Annotated in this window: 15 protein-coding genes; 4 read left to right on the top strand and 11 right to left on the bottom strand. The window is 68.2% G+C overall.

The genetic code is table 11. The features are described from left to right. Position 1 precedes the first annotated feature (1 nt). Positions 2 to 388, bottom strand: a complete 387-nt coding sequence (locus tag JI752_RS08140) for a VOC family protein (RefSeq protein ID WP_216962038.1) — start codon at positions 386 to 388, stop codon at positions 2 to 4. A gap of 21 nt (positions 389 to 409) precedes the next feature. Then, positions 410 to 1,192, bottom strand: coding sequence for an enoyl-CoA hydratase-related protein (locus tag JI752_RS08135; protein ID WP_216962036.1), 783 nt, complete (start codon positions 1,190 to 1,192; stop codon positions 410 to 412). 162 nt (positions 1,193 to 1,354) lie between these two features. Between JI752_RS08135 and JI752_RS08130 the strand changes: the two genes are divergently transcribed. The 3 genes from JI752_RS08130 to JI752_RS08120 are packed head-to-tail and all read left to right on the top strand — an operon-like array spanning position 1,355 to position 3,740. Beyond that, positions 1,355 to 1,615 (top strand): FeoA family protein, encoded by a 261-nt coding sequence (locus tag JI752_RS08130; RefSeq protein ID WP_216962033.1) that lies wholly within the window; start codon positions 1,355 to 1,357, stop codon positions 1,613 to 1,615. After that, positions 1,612 to 3,483, top strand: a complete 1,872-nt coding sequence (gene feoB, locus JI752_RS08125) for a ferrous iron transport protein B (RefSeq protein ID WP_216962031.1) — start codon at positions 1,612 to 1,614, stop codon at positions 3,481 to 3,483. Before JI752_RS08130 ends, feoB begins: the two co-directional genes overlap by 4 nt. A 2-nt stretch (positions 3,484 to 3,485) precedes the next feature. After that, on the top strand, positions 3,486 to 3,740 hold the full coding sequence (locus JI752_RS08120) for a DUF6587 family protein (RefSeq protein WP_216964156.1): 255 nt from the start codon (positions 3,486 to 3,488) through the stop codon (positions 3,738 to 3,740). A 255-nt stretch (positions 3,741 to 3,995) separates the two neighbouring features. On the opposite strand, the gene JI752_RS08115 is transcribed toward JI752_RS08120, so the two are convergent. From JI752_RS08115 to JI752_RS08085, 7 genes are all read right to left on the bottom strand, one after another. Further along, the gene (locus JI752_RS08115) at positions 3,996 to 4,361 is read right to left on the bottom strand and encodes a hypothetical protein (protein WP_216962028.1); all 366 of its coding nucleotides are present in this window, start codon (positions 4,359 to 4,361) and stop codon (positions 3,996 to 3,998) included. Further along, on the bottom strand, positions 4,358 to 4,957 hold the full coding sequence (locus JI752_RS08110; RefSeq protein WP_216962025.1) for a polymer-forming cytoskeletal protein: 600 nt from the start codon (positions 4,955 to 4,957) through the stop codon (positions 4,358 to 4,360). Before JI752_RS08110 ends, JI752_RS08115 begins: the two co-directional genes overlap by 4 nt. 388 nt (positions 4,958 to 5,345) lie before the next feature. Continuing rightward, complete coding sequence (locus tag JI752_RS08105) at positions 5,346 to 6,956, bottom strand: carboxyl transferase domain-containing protein (protein ID WP_216962022.1); 1,611 nt, start codon at positions 6,954 to 6,956, stop codon at positions 5,346 to 5,348. A gap of 162 nt (positions 6,957 to 7,118) precedes the next feature. Beyond that, on the bottom strand, positions 7,119 to 7,496 hold the full coding sequence (locus JI752_RS08100) for a hypothetical protein (protein WP_216962018.1): 378 nt from the start codon (positions 7,494 to 7,496) through the stop codon (positions 7,119 to 7,121). A gap of 310 nt (positions 7,497 to 7,806) precedes the next feature. Further along, positions 7,807 to 8,175 carry a hypothetical protein gene (locus tag JI752_RS08095; RefSeq protein WP_216962015.1) on the bottom strand — a complete coding sequence of 123 codons (369 nt, stop codon included), beginning with the start codon at positions 8,173 to 8,175 and terminating at the stop codon, positions 7,807 to 7,809. Positions 8,176 to 8,297: 122 nt separating this feature from the next. Then, positions 8,298 to 9,473, bottom strand: a complete 1,176-nt coding sequence (locus tag JI752_RS08090) for an acetyl-CoA C-acyltransferase (RefSeq protein ID WP_216962012.1) — start codon at positions 9,471 to 9,473, stop codon at positions 8,298 to 8,300. Positions 9,474 to 9,569: 96 nt separating this feature from the next. After that, positions 9,570 to 10,145 (bottom strand): GNAT family N-acetyltransferase, encoded by a 576-nt coding sequence (locus JI752_RS08085; protein WP_216962009.1) that lies wholly within the window; start codon positions 10,143 to 10,145, stop codon positions 9,570 to 9,572. Positions 10,146 to 10,269: 124 nt separating this feature from the next. Here JI752_RS08085 and JI752_RS08080 point away from each other — a divergent pair, with 124 nt between their 5' ends. Next, a complete protein-coding gene (locus JI752_RS08080) occupies positions 10,270 to 13,188 on the top strand; it encodes an autotransporter serine protease (protein ID WP_216962006.1) in 2,919 nt (972 codons plus the stop codon). 146 nt (positions 13,189 to 13,334) lie between these two features. Here the strand turns inward: JI752_RS08080 and JI752_RS08075 are convergent, their stop codons facing one another. Together JI752_RS08075 and JI752_RS08070 are read right to left on the bottom strand one after the other, a co-directional pair. After that, a complete protein-coding gene (locus JI752_RS08075; RefSeq protein ID WP_216962003.1) occupies positions 13,335 to 14,492 on the bottom strand; it encodes an isovaleryl-CoA dehydrogenase in 1,158 nt (385 codons plus the stop codon). 167 nt (positions 14,493 to 14,659) lie between these two features. Next, positions 14,660 to 15,367: a carbonic anhydrase family protein gene (locus tag JI752_RS08070; RefSeq protein WP_216962000.1), complete on the bottom strand. Its 708-nt coding sequence runs from the start codon at positions 15,365 to 15,367 to the stop codon at positions 14,660 to 14,662. Between the last annotated feature and the right edge of the window lie 69 nt (positions 15,368 to 15,436).

Genomic DNA, 15,436 nt, shown 5'->3' with positions numbered 1-15,436 from the left:
CTCACTCTGGGCTGTGGCAGACGGCTTCGAGGTTGTTGCCGTCGAAGTCGATGACGTAGGCGCCGTAATAGTTCGGGTGGTAATGCGGGCGCAGGCCCGGCGCGCCGTTGTCGCGCGCGCCGTGCTGCAGGGCGATGGCGTGGAACTCGTCGACCGCCTTGCGCGTGGCGGCGACGAAGGCGACGTGCACGCCGGTGGTGGCGGTGGCGCCGGTGCCGATCCAGAACGCCGGCTTGCCGGTCGGGCCGAAGCCGCAACCTTCGTAGCCGCCGGTCTGCTCCTTCGTCACGTCCATGACGATTTCGTAGTCCAGCACGCCCAGCACGCGTTCGTAGAAGGCGCGTGCGTGTGCGTAGTCGGAAACGGTGACGCCCATGTGGTCGATCATGTTCGTGTCCTCGTCATGCCTTTATTGGGTCCAGCGCGGCTTGCGCTTGTCCAGGAACGCACCGAGGCCTTCCTGGCCTTCGTCGGACACGCGCAGGCGGGCGATCAGGTCGGCGTTGTCGGCATCCAGGCGATTGCGGTCGCGTTCGAACGCCACGCGCCGCACCAGCGACTTGGCCTGCGCGCTGGCGCACGGGCCGGCCTTGAGCAGCAGGTCGACCTGGCGCTGCACTGCCGCGTCCAGGCCGTCGGCCGGCACCACCTGATGCAGCAGGCCGATGCTCAGTGCGGTGGCTGCATCGAAGATTTCGGCCGTGGCGAACCAACGCCGCGCCTGGCGCGGACCGATCGCATCGATGACGTAGGGCGAGATCACCGCCGGCAGCAGGCCGAGCTTGCTTTCGGTCAGGCCGAACTTCGCCTCCGTGGAGGCGATGGCGATGTCGCAGCAGGCCACCAGCCCGACGCCGCCGCCGAAGGCCGCGCCCTGCACACGGGCGACGGTGGGGCGGGGGAGTTCGTCGAGCAGGCGCATCAGACGGGCGAGGGCGAGCGCGTCGGTGCGGTTCTCCGCCTCGCTGGCGGCGGCCATGCCGCGCATCCAGTTGAGGTCGGCGCCGGCCGAGAACGAAAGCCCTTCCCCTTCCAGCACCACCACCCGGACACTGTCGTCCTCGGCCACCGCCTCCAGCGCGCCGGTGAGCGCGGCGATCAGCATGGCGTCGAAGGCGTTGTGCAGCTCGGGACGGTTCAGGCGCAGCCGGGCGACGGGGCCTTCGCGCAGGTTCAACAGCGGGTTGGTCATCGGGCCCGGACGCTTGTTGGAGTCTGGCGAATGATAGCCGCTGCCCTCCGGGCGCCGTGCGACGAAGGTTGCGGCGAGGCCCGGAGTGCTACAATCGAGAACGATTCCCATTTGGTGCCGAGGCCCGGACGCACGCCGCCGGGGCTGGCCTGCAGGTGAACCTTGAAGCTGTCCGAACTGCCACGCCGCACTGCCGCCACCGTCGACACCGTCGAAGACCAGGCGCCGAACGACGCGATCGCCCGCCGCCTGCGTGAGCTGGGCTTCGTGCGCGGCGAGCGCGTGGAAGTCATGGCGGCCGGTCCGGTCGCGAAGGAGCCGCTGCTGGTGCAGGTCGGCTTTACCCGCTTCGCCCTGCGTCGCAGTGAAGCGGCGCGCGTGCGCGTTTCGCTGGACGGCGCTGCGGCCGGAGCCACCGCATGAGCGCCGCCGAGACCGCTGTGCGCGTCGCGCTGATCGGCAACCCCAATTGCGGTAAGACGGCGCTGTTCAACCAGCTCACCGGCAGCCGGCAGAAGGTGGCGAACTACGCCGGCGTCACCGTGGAGCGCAAGGAAGGCCGCTTCCACGCGCCGTCCGGCCGCAGCTACGCGGTGCTGGACCTGCCCGGTGCGTACAGCCTGCACGCGGCGAGCCTGGACGAGGCCGTCGCTCGCGACGTCTGCCGCGGCTTCTATCCCGGCGAACCCACTCCGGACGTGCTGGTGTGCGTGGTCGACGCGACCAACCTGCGCCTGCACCTTCGCTTCGCGCTGGAAGTGCGCGAACTCGGCCGGCCGATGGTGCTGGCGGTCAACATGATGGACGCCGCCAAGCGCCGCGGCATCGAAGTCGACCTGGCCGCGCTGGAGCGCGAGCTCGGCGTGCCGGTCGTGCCGACGATCGCCGTGCGCAACGGAGGCGCGCGCGAACTGGTGGCGATGCTGGACCGCGTGTCCGAGAAGCTCCACGAACCCGACACCCATCTGCCCGAAGCGTTGGCCCACGACCCCGATGCGCTGCATGCCGAAACGCGCCGCCTGCTGTCGCTGGCGGTGACGATGCCGCGCCGCACCGCCGAGGTGGACGACGCACTCGACCGCTGGCTGCTGCATCCGGTGCTCGGTCTGATTCTGCTGATCGTGGTGATGTTCCTGATCTTCCAGGCGGTGTTCGCCTGGGCGACCCCGATCATGGACCTGATCGACGACGGAACCGCCGCATTCGGCGCGGCCGTGCGCACCGCGCTGCCGGAAGGGCCGCTGACGAGCCTGTTGACCGACGGCATCATCGCGGGCCTGGGCGGCGTCATCGTCTTCCTGCCGCAGATCCTGATCCTGTTCGCCTTCATCCTGGCGCTGGAAGAGTCCGGCTACCTTCCGCGCGCGGCCTTTCTGCTCGACAAGCTGATGGCCGGCGCCGGTTTGTCGGGCCGCTCGTTCATTCCGCTGCTGTCGAGCTTCGCCTGCGCGGTGCCCGGCATCATGGCCACGCGTTCCATCCAGGACCCGCGCGACCGTCTGGCCACGATCATGGTCGCGCCGCTGATGACCTGCTCGGCACGTCTGCCGGTGTACACGTTGCTGATCGCGGCCTTCATCCCGTCGCAGAAAGTTGGCTGGTTCAACCTGCAGGGACTGGTGCTGTTCGGCCTGTACGTGGCCGGCATCGTGAGCGCGCTGGCGGTGTCGTGGATCATGAAGAAGTGGCGCCGCGACAAAAGCGAGCACCCGTTGATGCTGGAGCTGCCGTCGTACCGCATCCCGCATCCGCGCGACCTGCTGATCGGCTTGTGGGAACGCGCGTGGATTTTCCTGCGTCGCGTCGGCGGCATCATCCTGGCGCTGACGATTCTCTTGTGGTTCCTGCTGTCGTTCCCGGCCGCGCCGGTGGGCGCGACCGGCCCGGCCATCGATTACAGCTTCGCAGGCCGCATCGGCCATGCCATGACCGCCGTGTTCGCGCCGCTGGGCTTCAACTGGCAGATCTGCATCGCGCTGATCCCGGGCCTGGCTGCGCGCGAGGTTGCGGTGTCGTCGCTGGCGACCGTGTATGCGCTTTCCGCCGTCGACGACGATGCCGCCGCAAAGGCGCTGGAACCGATCATCAGCACCGGCTGGTCGCTGGCCACGGCACTGTCGCTGCTGGTGTGGTTCATCTATGCGCCGCAGTGCATCTCGACGTTGGCGACCATCAAACGCGAAACCAACTCGTGGAAGCAGGTCGCGATTTCCGCGGGCTACCTGTTTGGGCTGGCCTACCTGGCTTCGCTGGTGACCTACCAGGTCGCCGTGGCGCTGGGAGCAGGATGAGCATGGACGCCGGCCTGCTCGCGCAGTACGCGATCATCGCTGTGGCGGTGCTGCTGAGCGCGTGGTTCGTCGCCAAGCGGCAGTTCCCGAACGCAGTGCGCCGGCTGCGCATTGCTATCGCCATTCCGCTGGTGCGCGAAGGTCGCGCCGGATGGGCGCAGAAGGTGGGTCGCTGGATCGCGCCGCCCGCCGCGTTGAATGACGGCAGCTGCGGTGGGTGCAACAGCTGTGGGCCGACGATTCCGAAGCGGCATTGACCCCTGGAAGAATCCCTTGGTCGATTGACCCACGTGCGCTAACCGCAGCGGCCGTAAACCCTTCGACAGAAGGTGCTCGCAACGCAATCGAGAGGGGCGCAAGCGGCGACCCCAGAGGCGAGAATTTCGGACGTCCCTGGCCCTCTCTCCAGCCCGTGACGCCGAGCCCCTCTCCCACTTGCGGAAGAGGGGCTGGGATGACGGCCGTTGTTTTAGCGCTCGACCATGCGCGCATGTGCGCGACACCTCGCGCTCTCAGTGCCGACCGCGCTTCGCCCGATACCCGCGCACTTCGACCGCCTCGACCTCGAGCGTGAACGAGCGCTCCTCGCCGTGGAAGAGTGCGCCCACGCCCATGACCTGGCGTTCCACTTCCTCACCGTCCGCATTGCGGATGGTGAGCACGACCGAGTACTCCAGCGCGTTGTCGCCAGGCGGCGGTTTGATGGTGCCCTCCACGCGCAGCGGCACCGACCGCCGCTGCGCGGACTGCGCGGCATCCGGATCGAAACGCAGGTGGTGCCGGCACGATGGACAGACGTTGGCGCTTTCCAGGATCGTCGTCTTGCAGTGCGGGCAGGTCCGCGTCGCGCCGGGTGTACCGGGGCGCGCGAGGCTCATGACGCGGTGGACGCCTCGGACTTGGCTTCGTTCTTCTCCGTCTTGTCCGCCTTCTCGGCCTTGCCGGACGGCTTGGCATCGCGATCGTCGAAGCCGAAGTCCACCTGGCCGCGCATGCGCGAACCCGGGGCAATGCTGACCACGCCGGCCTTGACGTCGCCTACCACCACGCCGCCCTCGAGCAGTTCGACGCGCTGGGCAGATTCGACGTTGCCTTCCAACTCGCCGGCGATCACGACCTTGCGCGCGCGCACGCCGCCGTTGACCTTGGCGCCCACTTCCACGGTGAGATCACCGTCCACCTGCACGTCGCCCTTGAAGCGACCGGCGATGCGGATGTGGCCGGCGCCATTGATCTTGCCTTCGATCGACAGGTCGGCGGCGATCACGGATTCCTTGCCTTCGCGCTCGGCCGCTCGGGGCGTCTGCGCAGGAGTGGGAGAGGGCGCGGTAACAGCAGCGGGCTTGGGTGCGCCGAACGAGAACTCGTCGCGAGTCGGCTCCTTGGGCAGAGCGGACTCGGGCTGGCCGGGTGCCGGAGCGGGCGCGCCTTCGCGCTTCGGGGCGGGGGACTGTGGGGAATTGAAGATCGCCATGACGCACTTCCTCGATTGGCAGGAGCGGGGCAATGCACGGGGGTGCAAAGAACGGGTCAACCCACCCGAGGCTACGCACGCAAAGCTTCGCACTGTGTGACAAGGCGCAATGAATCGAACGCTGCATTCGCGTCGTTCATGGAGTGATCACCTGTCTGAATCGGGGCGAGCAGTGGCTCGGCATGCGCCTATGCGATGCGCAGATGCAAAATCTCGTGTCCCTCAGGGCGTCGCGGCTTGACTGGCGAAGGTTTGCTGGCACTCGCCACGACGTGTCCTGCGCCTCATTCGGCCCGCGCCCTCCTGTGAGCTCACACTGCGATCTGACCCGATACGCGCGCGGTTGCAGCGGCGACGCCACGCGCGTGCGCTATCGGGCCTCTCCGCATCACATGCGGAACACGCCGAAGCGCGTGCGGTCCTCGATCGGCGCATTGAAGCTGGCTGACAGCGCGAGACCGAGCACACGTCGCGTATCGGCTGGATCGATGATGCCGTCATCCCACAACCGCGCGGTGGCGTAGTACGGATTGCCCTGCGATTCGTACTGGTCGCGGATCGGCGCCTTGAAAGCATCCTCTTCCTCGGCCGACCACGATTTGCCCGCCGCCTCGATGCCATCCCGCTTGACCGTCGCCAGCACGCTGGCCGCCTGTTCGCCGCCCATTACCGAGATGCGCGCGTTCGGCCACATCCACAGGAAACGCGCACCGTAGGCACGGCCACACATCGCATAGTTGCCGGCGCCGAAGCTGCCGCCGATGACGACGGTGAACTTGGGCACGTGCGAGCAGGCCACGGCCGTCACCATCTTCGCGCCGTCCTTCGCGATGCCGGCGTTCTCGTACTTGCGACCGACCATGAAGCCGGTGATGTTCTGCAGGAACACCAGCGGGATACCGCGCTGGTTGCACAGTTCGATGAAATGCGCGCCCTTGAGCGCGCTCTCGGCAAACAGGATGCCGTTGTTGGCGACGATGCCGACCGGATAGCCGTGCACGTGCGCGAAACCCGTTACCAAGGTCTTGCCGTAGCGCGCCTTGAACTCCTGGAACGCGCTGCCGTCCACCACGCGCGCGATCACTTCGCGAATATCGAACGGGCGGCGCGTGTCCTTGGGCACGATGCCGTACAGCTCGCCCGGCGCGTACAGAGGCTCGCGCGATTCCTGCACCGCGACCGGCAGCGTCTTGCGACGATTGAACGTGCCGACGATGTCGCGCGCGATCTGCAATGCATGACGATCGTCCTCGGCGAAATGATCCGCCACGCCCGACACGCTGGTATGCACGTCGGCGCCGCCGAGTGCTTCGGCATCGACGACTTCACCCGTGGCGGCTTTCACCAGCGGCGGGCCGCCGAGGAAGATCGTGCCCTGTTCCTTGACGATGACCGATTCGTCGCACATCGCCGGGACATAGGCGCCGCCGGCGGTGCACGAGCCCATCACAACGGCGACCTGCGGGATGTTCTCCGCGCTCATGCGCGCCTGGTTGTAGAAGATGCGGCCGAAGTGCTCCTTGTCGGGGAACACCTCGTCCTGCAGCGGCAGGAATGCGCCGCCCGAGTCCACCAGGTAGACGCAGGGCAGGCGGTTCTCGCGCGCGACTTCCTGCGCGCGCAGGTGCTTCTTGACCGTCATGGGGAAGTACGTGCCGCCCTTGACCGTCGCGTCGTTGGCGACGACCACGACTTCCTGGCCCATCACCCGGCCGATGCCGCAGACCAGGCCGGCCGCCGGTGCTGCGTCGTCGTACATGCCTTCGGCGGCCAGCGGCGCGATTTCAAGGAAGGGCGAGCCCGCGTCGAGCAGTGCGGCGATGCGATCGCGCGCGAGCAGCTTGCCGCGCTCGGTGTGCTTGGCGCGCGCCTTCTCGCCGCCGCCTTGGGCTGCACGGGCGAGGCGGGCGTCCAGCTCGTCGACGAGCGCGCGGTGGTACGCGACGTTGTCCTGGAATTCCTGCGAGCGGGGATCGATGTGGGAAGTCAGTGCGGGCATCGATGCTGCGGCGTGCGGAAGATGCGGCATCAGACCATAAAGCGCCGCTCGCGGCCAATCGCGGACGGGCGCAAACGGCTGCCCGTGCACGGCGCTTTCCGGTGTCAGAAAAAACGAAGGCCCGCGGTGAGCGGGCCTTCGGGACCTCTGCTGCAGAGTGCCTTACTTGCGTTCGGCCGCTTCCTGCTGCGCCTTCTCGGCGGCGGCATCGGCCTTCTCCGCAACCTTGCCGGCCGCGTCGGCGGTGGCCTGCGCTGCATCGGCCGTGGCGGCGGCGGCGCCCGCGGCGGCATCGTCCGCGACTTCCTTCGTGCGGTCGGCCGCGTTCTCCATCGCCGTGCCCGCGCGTTCGGCGGCGGCATCGGTGGCGGCAGCCGCAGCCTCGGCGGTTTCGCGCGCGGCGTTGGCGGTTGCGTCAGCGGCCTGGTCCGCGGCAGCGGCGGCCTCGGCAGCTTCGCTCTGCGTGTCGGCGCGATTGCAGGCCGACAGTGCGAGTGCGGTGACGGTCATGGCAATGGCAGCGTAGAGCTTGGTGTTCATGGGTTCTCTCCGGATGACGTTGGTTGGGGGTCCCAGCCGGGGCGGACGATGCCAGCGTTGGTGCGAAGGAAAAGTCATCGGCGGCGCCATCGTGCTCCCCGGTGATGAACCCTGACGAAACCCGGGGCGGGGATAGGAGGGCGAGCCCTCGCTGGGATCGGGGGCAAATTCCGCGGGCCCGAAGAAAGGCGAAACCCCGGTGATGTCGGCGCCGTGCGCGTTTGGATCGCGCAAAAAAAGAAAAAGCCGCCGGGAATCCGGCGGCTTCTTCGAAGAGGTAAGAACCTGGGCAGTTGCCTGCCCGAGGTTATTACTTCTTGCCTTCTTCCTTGGCAGCGTCGGCAGCCTGCGTGGCAGCGTCAGCAGCCTGGGTGGCGGCGTCAGCGGCCTGCGAAGCGGCGTCGGCAGCGGCGTCGGCAGCGGCCGGAGCAGCAGCGGCGGCGGTGGCGTCGGCCGAAGCGGCGGCAGCGTCAGCAGCCTGGGCAGCGGTGTCGGCAGCGGCCTGGGCAGCGTCGGCAGCAGCGGCGTCGCCAGCAGCAGCGGCGTCGGTGGCAGCAGCAGCGGCTTCGGTCGAAGCAGCGGCGGCGTCAGCAGCAGCTTCGTCAGCCTGCTTCTGGTTCGAGCAGGCGGCCAGAGCGGCAACCATAGCCAGGGCGATCAGCGCCTTGTTGAAGGTCATGATTTTTATCCTCGTCGTTTAGTTAGGCAACGCGCAATTGCGCGTCAATAACATGATGACAAGCCGGTGACGCGTGTCAAGCGGCTTGGCCGGTTTTTTTTGAGTAATGCGTTCTTAACGTCTTATAGCAGCTCGATGGCGACAGCGGTAGCCTCGCCACCCCCGATGCACAGCGAAGCCACGCCCCTCTTGACGCCCCGTGCACGCAACGCGTGCAGCAACGTCACGACCAGACGGGCGCCGCTGGCGCCGATGGGATGCCCCAGGGCAACAGCGCCGCCGTTGACGTTGAGCTTCTCGTGAGGGATGCCCAAGTCCTTCATCGGCGCCATGGCCACACAGGCAAACGCTTCATTGACCTCGAACAGGTCAACGTCCTCGACCTTCCAGCCGGCCTTGGCCAGAACGTTTGAAATCGCTTTCACCGGCGCGGTGGTGAACCATTCCGGTGCCTGAGCATGGCCGGCGTGCGCGACGACGCGCGCGATCGGCGTCAGGCCGCGCTTGCCGGCTTCTTCGGCGCTCATGAGCACCGTGGCGGCGGCACCATCGGAAATCTTGGAAGAGGAGGCGGCGGTCAGCACGCCTTCCTTGCCGAACGCCGCGCGCAGCGTCGGGATCTTGGCCAGGTCGATCTTGCCCGGCTCTTCGTCGGTGTCGACGACGACGTCGCCCTTGCGACCCTTGACGGTCACCGGGACGACTTCGTCCTTGAACGCACCGTTGGCAAGCGCGGCTTGCGCGCGACGTGCGCTTTCGGTCGAGTAGGCATCGAGCGACTCACGATCGAAGCCGTACTTGTCGCACGCCATGTCGCCGAACACGCCCATCGCCTTGCCGTCGTACGGATTGGTCAGGCCGTCCCATGCCATGTGGTCGAGCATTTCCGCGCTGCCGTAGCGAATGCCCGTGCGCGAGTTGTTGAGCAGGTGCGGTGCGTTGGTCATCGACTCCATGCCACCGGCGACGACGACGCTGGCAGAGCCGGCCTTGATGAGGTCGTGCGCGAGCATGATCGACTTCATGCCCGAACCGCAGACCTTGTTGATCGTGGTGCAACCGGCCGAAGTGGGCAGGCCCGCATTGAGTGCGGCCTGGCGAGCCGGCGCCTGACCGAGCCCGGCCGGCAGCACGCAGCCCATGATCACTTCGTCGACCTGATCGGCGGCGACGCCGGCGTGCTCGAGCGCGCCCTTGATGGCGGCCGTGCCCAGCGCCGGGGTCGGCACGCCGGTGAACTGGCCAAGGAAGGAACCGATGGCGGTGCGCTTGGCACCGACGATGACGACGTCGCTCATGGGGACTCCAGCAGAAAACTACGGCGGATTTGGACCGGCGCGCGGCCGGAACCCGTCGATTATGCGGGGCCGTGCTGCGGCGCCGCAAACCCGGCCTCAGCGCAGCTTCAGCAGGTAAAGCTGGCGGCCCCGCCCGGGCGGTCCCTGGCGCTTGAAGCCGTGCGGCTCGTACAGGTCCGGCACGCCGGTCCAGACGAAGGCGGCGGCCTGGCGCTCGCCGGGCGCCACGGCCTGCGGGTAGGCCTCTATCTCCTTCGCGCCAGCTTCCCGGGCCAGGCCCACGGCCCCCGCGACCAGCGCTCGCCCCACGCCTTGGCCGCGCCAGGAGGCCGGCACGTACAGACAGTTGAGCGACCAGGTGCCGGCCGACCAGTCGCGCACGAGCGCCTTGCTGCGATCCAGGCGCGGGAAATCCGCCCTGGGCCCGATCGCGCACCAGCCCACGGGCGCTTCGCCCGCGAACGCCAGCACGCCCGACGCTTCGCCGCCTTCCACCAGCCGGCGGAACGCCGCGCGGTTCGGTTCGCCCTTGGCAGCGTCCCAGGTGCGCCCGCCCATCGGCACGCGCCACCACATGCACCAGCACCCGCCGCAGGCGCCGCGTGGACCGAACAGGGCTTCGATGACGGGCCAGTCGCCGGCCCGCAGCGGACGGGTGTGCACGGCGGTCACGGTTCACCAATGTGCATGGGGTGTGGATCCGTTGCATCGAACGCGATGTCGATTGTGGGCCGACCCGGATTGGATCGATACTCCATCCACGCCCGCTGGGGAGCGGCGCGATCACGAGGACGACATGCATCATCTGGAAAAAGGACTTGTCACTGCGATGCGCGGTGTGTTGCTGTGCGCGGGCTTCGTGGGCCTGGCGGCCTGCGGCGGCGGAGGCGGCGGTGGAAACGTCCGCTCCGACGGCCCGCTCTACGCACCCACCACGCCGCAGACACCCACGACGCCGACGCCGCCACCGTCGTCCACCCCCGTCGTCAGCACGCCGAACCCGGCCTACAGCGAGCACATCGCGCTGACCAACACCGCCCCCGCGCGCCAGGCCGGTTTGACCGGCGCGGGCCAGCGCATCGGCGTGGTCGACAGCGGCGTGATGCGCACGCACCCGGCGTTGTCGCCGCGCGTGCTTGCAAACCTCAACTTCGTCGGCAGCAGCAACAACCTGCTGGTGGACGACGTGCTCGGTCACGGCACGACCGTGGCGCAGATCGCAGCGGGCGCGCCCTTCGGCGCTTGGCCGGGCGGCATCGCGCCGGGCGCGCAACTGGTGTCCGCGCGCATCCTCGCCGACAAGCCGCCGACCGACGACGGCAGCGGCCAGGGCAATGAAGTCAGCGGCGAGCTCGGCCTGGCGCAGGTGCACCAGCAGCTGATCAGCAGCGGCGTGCGCATCATGAACAACTCGTGGGGCGGTCTGTACTGGACCAACACCGCGGCGACCAATCCGATCGCCGAGGAGTACCGCCCCTTCATCCACGGCAACAACGGCCTGGTGGTCTTCGCCACCGGCAATGACGGCCGCCCGAACCCCGACAGCATGGGCGCGCTGCCCAGCCAGCCCGGCCCGGGCGGCACGCTGCCGGCCGCCGACCTGGAGCGCGGCTGGCTCGCCGTGACCGCGGTCAATCCGTCCAACGTGCAGCAGTTGGACGTGGACTCCAAGGGCGTCGTCTACGCGAACGCCTGCGGCGTGGCGATGCGCTATTGCCTGGCCGCGCCGGGCACGGTCGTGTTCACCGGCGATGACGACAAGCCCAACGCCCCGACGTACTGGAAGGGTGCGGGCACCTCCTTCGCGGCGCCGCAGGTGTCGGGCGCGGCCGCGGTGGTGTGGCAGGCATTCCCGTACTTCAGCAACGACCTGGTGCGACAAACGCTGCTGGGCACCGCCACCGACCTCGGCGCGCCGGGTGTCGATGCCGTGTTCGGTTACGGCCTGCTCAACGTGGGCAAGGCGATCAACGGACCGGGCCGTTTCGACTGGGGCCAGACGACGGTCGACGTCACCGGCACCGACAACCGTCCCTGGTCGAACCCCATCGCCGGCACGGGTGGGTTGACCAAGCGCGGCACGGGCACGCTCAGGCTCACGGGCGACAACACCTATACCGGCAACACCGTGGTCGAGCAGGGCCGCCTGCAGGTGACGCGCGCGCTGCCCGGCGGTGCATCGATCATGCAGAACGCGCGCCTTCAGCTCATCGGCGGCATTCCCGTCAACGGCACTGTCCGTCCGCTCGAAGTCGGCCGGATCACCAACATCGGTTTCATCAACTTCACCGGCGGCGAAACGGCCTACGGCGCCGACTATCGCCTGACCGCGCTGGACGTCGCCACGCCGACGTCCACGATGGAAGTGGAGATCGGCGCGCACATCACCGTCGACACCACGGCCCGCCTGGGCGGAACGCTCGCGCTGCTCGGCCGCGCGCCGAACTACGTGATGCCGACGCCGAGCGTGACAAGCCCGCACCAGGAGGTGTTCCTCAACGCGCAGGGCGGTGTGATCGGACAGTTCTCCACCGTGTCCCTGTCGCCGTTCGTGGCAGGCACGGTCGGTTACGACACCAACCGCGCGTGGGTTTCGCTGACCCGCGCCGACGTGGCGACCACCGCCTCGTCGCTGGGCCTGACCCCCACTGCGCAGTCCAGCGCGGTGCGCATGGAAGGCGCGATGGATCAGATCGACGACAGCCTCGCCAACGGCGCGGGCACCGACGCCGACCTGCTCGCCGGTGCGACCGCGTTCCAGGGCACGCCCACGGCCAGCGCGGCGGAGCAGTCGCTGTCCAGCCTCTCGGGCGAGTTGCACGGCGCCGACACCGCCTTCGCGATGATGGCGATCGAAGGCAACCGCCGCGCGCTGGAATCGCGCATCGATGCATTGCAGGACGCCCCGATGGGCGGCGCGTGGTTCGACAACCTCGACTCGCAGCGTGCACTGTCGCGTTTCGACATGCAGTCCGACGGCTGGATGGCCGGCCAGGATCGCCGCTTCGGCGACCTGACCGTCGGTGCCGCGCTCGCGCAGACCGAAGGCTATGCGCACCACGACCAGCGTTTCGACCGTGAGCACAACCGCCAGCTCGAGGCGCAGTTCTATGCCAGCTACGACCTGGGCCAGGGCTACCTGCTGGGCAGCCTCGCCGTCGGCCGCATGCAACGCTGGACGCGTCGCGACGTGCTGCTGGGCGCCGACGCGTTCCGCATCGGCACCGACTACGCGCAGCGCTACGCCAGCGTTGGCGTGCAGGCAGGCCTGCCGGTGCGCGTGGGGCAGGGACGCATCACGCCTTATGTCGGTGTGCAGAACCTGCAGCTGGAACGCGATGGCTTCAGCGAGCAGGGCGCGTACGGTTTCGGCCTGAGCACCAACGACTCGACGCTGCGCGTGACCCAGGCGCTGCTCGGCGCGCGTTACGCGACCGGCTGGAACGTCGGCTCGTCCGAGTGGGACCTGCAGGCACGCATGGAATGGCAGCGCGGACTGTCGCAGTCCGGCAACGACCTGCACGCGCGCTTCACCGCGGTGGACCTGTGGTCGCCGATTCCCGGCAGCGCGCTCGATCGCAACGTCGGCGTGCTCGGCCTGGGCATCGGCACCTGGTTGCGCGGCGGCAGCCGCCTGAGCCTGGACCTCGATGCACGTCGCGACCAGGGCGAGACCTGGTCGCAGGCGATGCTCAACTGGACGACGGCGTTCTGATCGCATGAAACGAAAAGGCCGCTGCGCGATGCAGCGGCCTTGTTCTTTGCACACTCCCCTGCCAGCAGGGGAGTGTTGGGGACGGGGGGCGACTGGCGAGCTCACCGCGGAACGCGCTCGATCCGAACGCGATCCCGCTACATCGCTCAATGCCGCTCTTCGAACAGCTCCCGCCCGATCAGCATGCGCCGGATCTCGTTCGTGCCCGCGCCGATCGCGTAGAGCTTTGCGTCGCGCAGGATGCGCCCGGTCGGGAACTCGTTGATGTAGCCGTTTCCGCCCAGCGCCTGGATGCCTTCCAGCGCCACTTGCACGGCCGCTTCGGACGCATGCAGCAGGCACGCCGCCGCGTCGACGCGGCTGCTGTGGCCACCGTCGAAATCGCGCGCCACCTGGTAGGCGAACGCGCGGCTGGACTGCAGCGCGGTGTACATGTCGGCGATCTTGCCCTGCATCAGTCCGAACGTGCCGATGGCCGCGTTGAACTGCTTGCGCTCGCGCACGTAGGGCAGGGCGATGTCCAGCGCCGCCTGCATCAGACCGATCGGCCCGCCGGTCAGCACCAGTCGCTCGGTGTTGAGGCCGCGCATGAGCACGCGCACGCCCTTGTTCACCTCGCCCAGCACGTTTTCCGCCGGAATCTCGCAGTCCTCGAACACCAGCTCGCAGGTGTTGGAGCCGCGCATGCCGAACTTGTCCAGCTTCTGCGCGGTGGAGAACCCCTTCATGCCCTTCTCGACGATGAAGGCGGTCATGCACTGGCTGCCCGCGTCCTTGCCGGCGGTGCGCATGTAGACGATCAGCACGTCGGCTTCGGGGCCGTTGGTGATCCACATCTTGTTGCCGTTGGCGATCCACTTGCCATCGCGCAGTTCGGCGCGGCAGCTCATCGAACCCACCACGTCGGAACCCGCGCCCGGCTCGCTCATCGCCAGCGCGCCCTTCCATTCGCCGCTGCACAGCTTCGGCATGTACTTGTTGCGCTGGTCCTCGTTGCCGTTGGCGTAGAGGTTGCTCACGCACAGGTTGGAGTGCGCGCCGTAGCTCAGGCCCACCGAACCGGAGGCGCGTGAGATCTCTTCCATCGCGACCAGATGCGCGAGATACCCCATGTCGCTGCCGCCGTACTCGCCGGGCACGGTCATGCCCAGCAGGCCCATTTCGCCCAGCTTCGGCCACAGGTCCTGCGGGAACCAGTTCTCCTCGTCGATCTGCGCCGCGCGCGGTGCGATCTCCACCTCGGCGAAGCGGCGAATGGCGTCGCGCAGGGCATCGATGTCATCGCCGAGGGGGAAAGGGCGCATGGGAATCCTTGGGTCTGGAGGGCGGGCGCGTGTCGGACGACGTCGCGCGATGCGCCGATTCTAGAGGCCCGGCATGAAACCCTCGTCGTGCGGTGCAATAAAACGCGGGAAACCAGGCGCCCCGGGCCCGCTGCAATGGCGAATCCGGGGCGCCCGATGCGTCCCGCTCAGCCGCCGTAGCGAACCAGCGGACGGCCGTTCAGCGGCTGCACGTTGCGGTTGTTGTGGCGGTAATGCGCCACGAAAGCGTCGACCTGCTGCTTCGACATCGTCACCGGCGCGGGCAGGACATACCACTCCACGTTCTCCGTCAGCGGCGGCGTGGTCAGCGAGCCCAGGTAGTGGTAGTAGCCGCGCTTGGCCGGCAGCAGGCCGTCGATGTCCACCTCATGCGGCGCGTTGCGCTTGTGCGCCAGGCTGTCGAGCACCGCCTGCGCCTGTGCGTTGGGCTTGCCGATCTCGTACATCACGCCGACCACGGCGAGCCGGCCGTCCTGCGCCTTGAAGACGTAGTGGCCTTCCAGCGGGAAGTGCTTGCCGTCGAGCGTGTGCTCGCTCTGCGCGTGGAAGTGGAACTGCGCCAGGGTGAAGTGGCGGCCGCGGATCGTCGCCTGCGTGGCATGGGTTTCCACTTCCACGGCGTGGCCGTTGTCGATGGCCTCCATCGGCGCGTGCGTGTGGTCGAACGACAGCGCCAACGGCTCGTCGTCGCGCGCCGGAGCGGCGTCGTGCGTGACGATGTCGATGGGCGACTGCGCGGTGTCGTGCGCGGCCTGCCACTGGTCCTGGTGGTCGTAGTCGATCTTGCCGTCGCCGGCATTGGCGGCGAACGCGGCGGCAAGGCACAGGGCGGCGAGGGGAAGGGCGGCTCGCATGAGGGCAACTCCGAAGTGGGGTGTTCCACTTTGGACGATGGGCGCGCAGGCGTCTTTCGGAATAGCCTG

Origin of the sequence: Lysobacter sp. MMG2, from assembly GCF_016735495.2 — a bacterium.
Taxonomy (GTDB): domain Bacteria; phylum Pseudomonadota; class Gammaproteobacteria; order Xanthomonadales; family Xanthomonadaceae; genus Lysobacter_J.
Note: the sequence above shows the minus strand (reverse complement) of the source record. Positions and strands in the feature narration are given on the sequence as shown.

What these genes read in the sequence shown, in the direction of transcription:
- JI752_RS08110 (WP_216962025.1), bottom strand. Translation starts at nt 4,957, where the DNA reads ATGGCGATCTTCAATTCCCCACAGTCCCCCGCCCCGAAGCGCGAAGGC.
- JI752_RS08135 (WP_216962036.1), bottom strand. Translation starts at nt 1,192, where the DNA reads ATGACCAACCCGCTGTTGAACCTGCGCGAAGGCCCCGTCGCCCGGCTG.
- JI752_RS08095 (WP_216962015.1), bottom strand. Translation starts at nt 8,175, where the DNA reads ATGACCTTCAACAAGGCGCTGATCGCCCTGGCTATGGTTGCCGCTCTG.
- JI752_RS08070 (WP_216962000.1), bottom strand. Translation starts at nt 15,367, where the DNA reads ATGCGAGCCGCCCTTCCCCTCGCCGCCCTGTGCCTTGCCGCCGCGTTC.
- JI752_RS08075 (WP_216962003.1), bottom strand. Translation starts at nt 14,492, where the DNA reads ATGCGCCCTTTCCCCCTCGGCGATGACATCGATGCCCTGCGCGACGCC.
- JI752_RS08115 (WP_216962028.1), bottom strand. Translation starts at nt 4,361, where the DNA reads ATGAGCCTCGCGCGCCCCGGTACACCCGGCGCGACGCGGACCTGCCCG.
- JI752_RS08080 (WP_216962006.1), top strand. Translation starts at nt 10,270, where the DNA reads ATGCATCATCTGGAAAAAGGACTTGTCACTGCGATGCGCGGTGTGTTG.
- feoB (WP_216962031.1), top strand. Translation starts at nt 1,612, where the DNA reads ATGAGCGCCGCCGAGACCGCTGTGCGCGTCGCGCTGATCGGCAACCCC.
- JI752_RS08100 (WP_216962018.1), bottom strand. Translation starts at nt 7,496, where the DNA reads ATGAACACCAAGCTCTACGCTGCCATTGCCATGACCGTCACCGCACTC.
- JI752_RS08090 (WP_216962012.1), bottom strand. Translation starts at nt 9,473, where the DNA reads ATGAGCGACGTCGTCATCGTCGGTGCCAAGCGCACCGCCATCGGTTCC.
- JI752_RS08120 (WP_216964156.1), top strand. Translation starts at nt 3,486, where the DNA reads ATGGACGCCGGCCTGCTCGCGCAGTACGCGATCATCGCTGTGGCGGTG.
- JI752_RS08140 (WP_216962038.1), bottom strand. Translation starts at nt 388, where the DNA reads ATGATCGACCACATGGGCGTCACCGTTTCCGACTACGCACACGCACGC.
- JI752_RS08105 (WP_216962022.1), bottom strand. Translation starts at nt 6,956, where the DNA reads ATGCCCGCACTGACTTCCCACATCGATCCCCGCTCGCAGGAATTCCAG.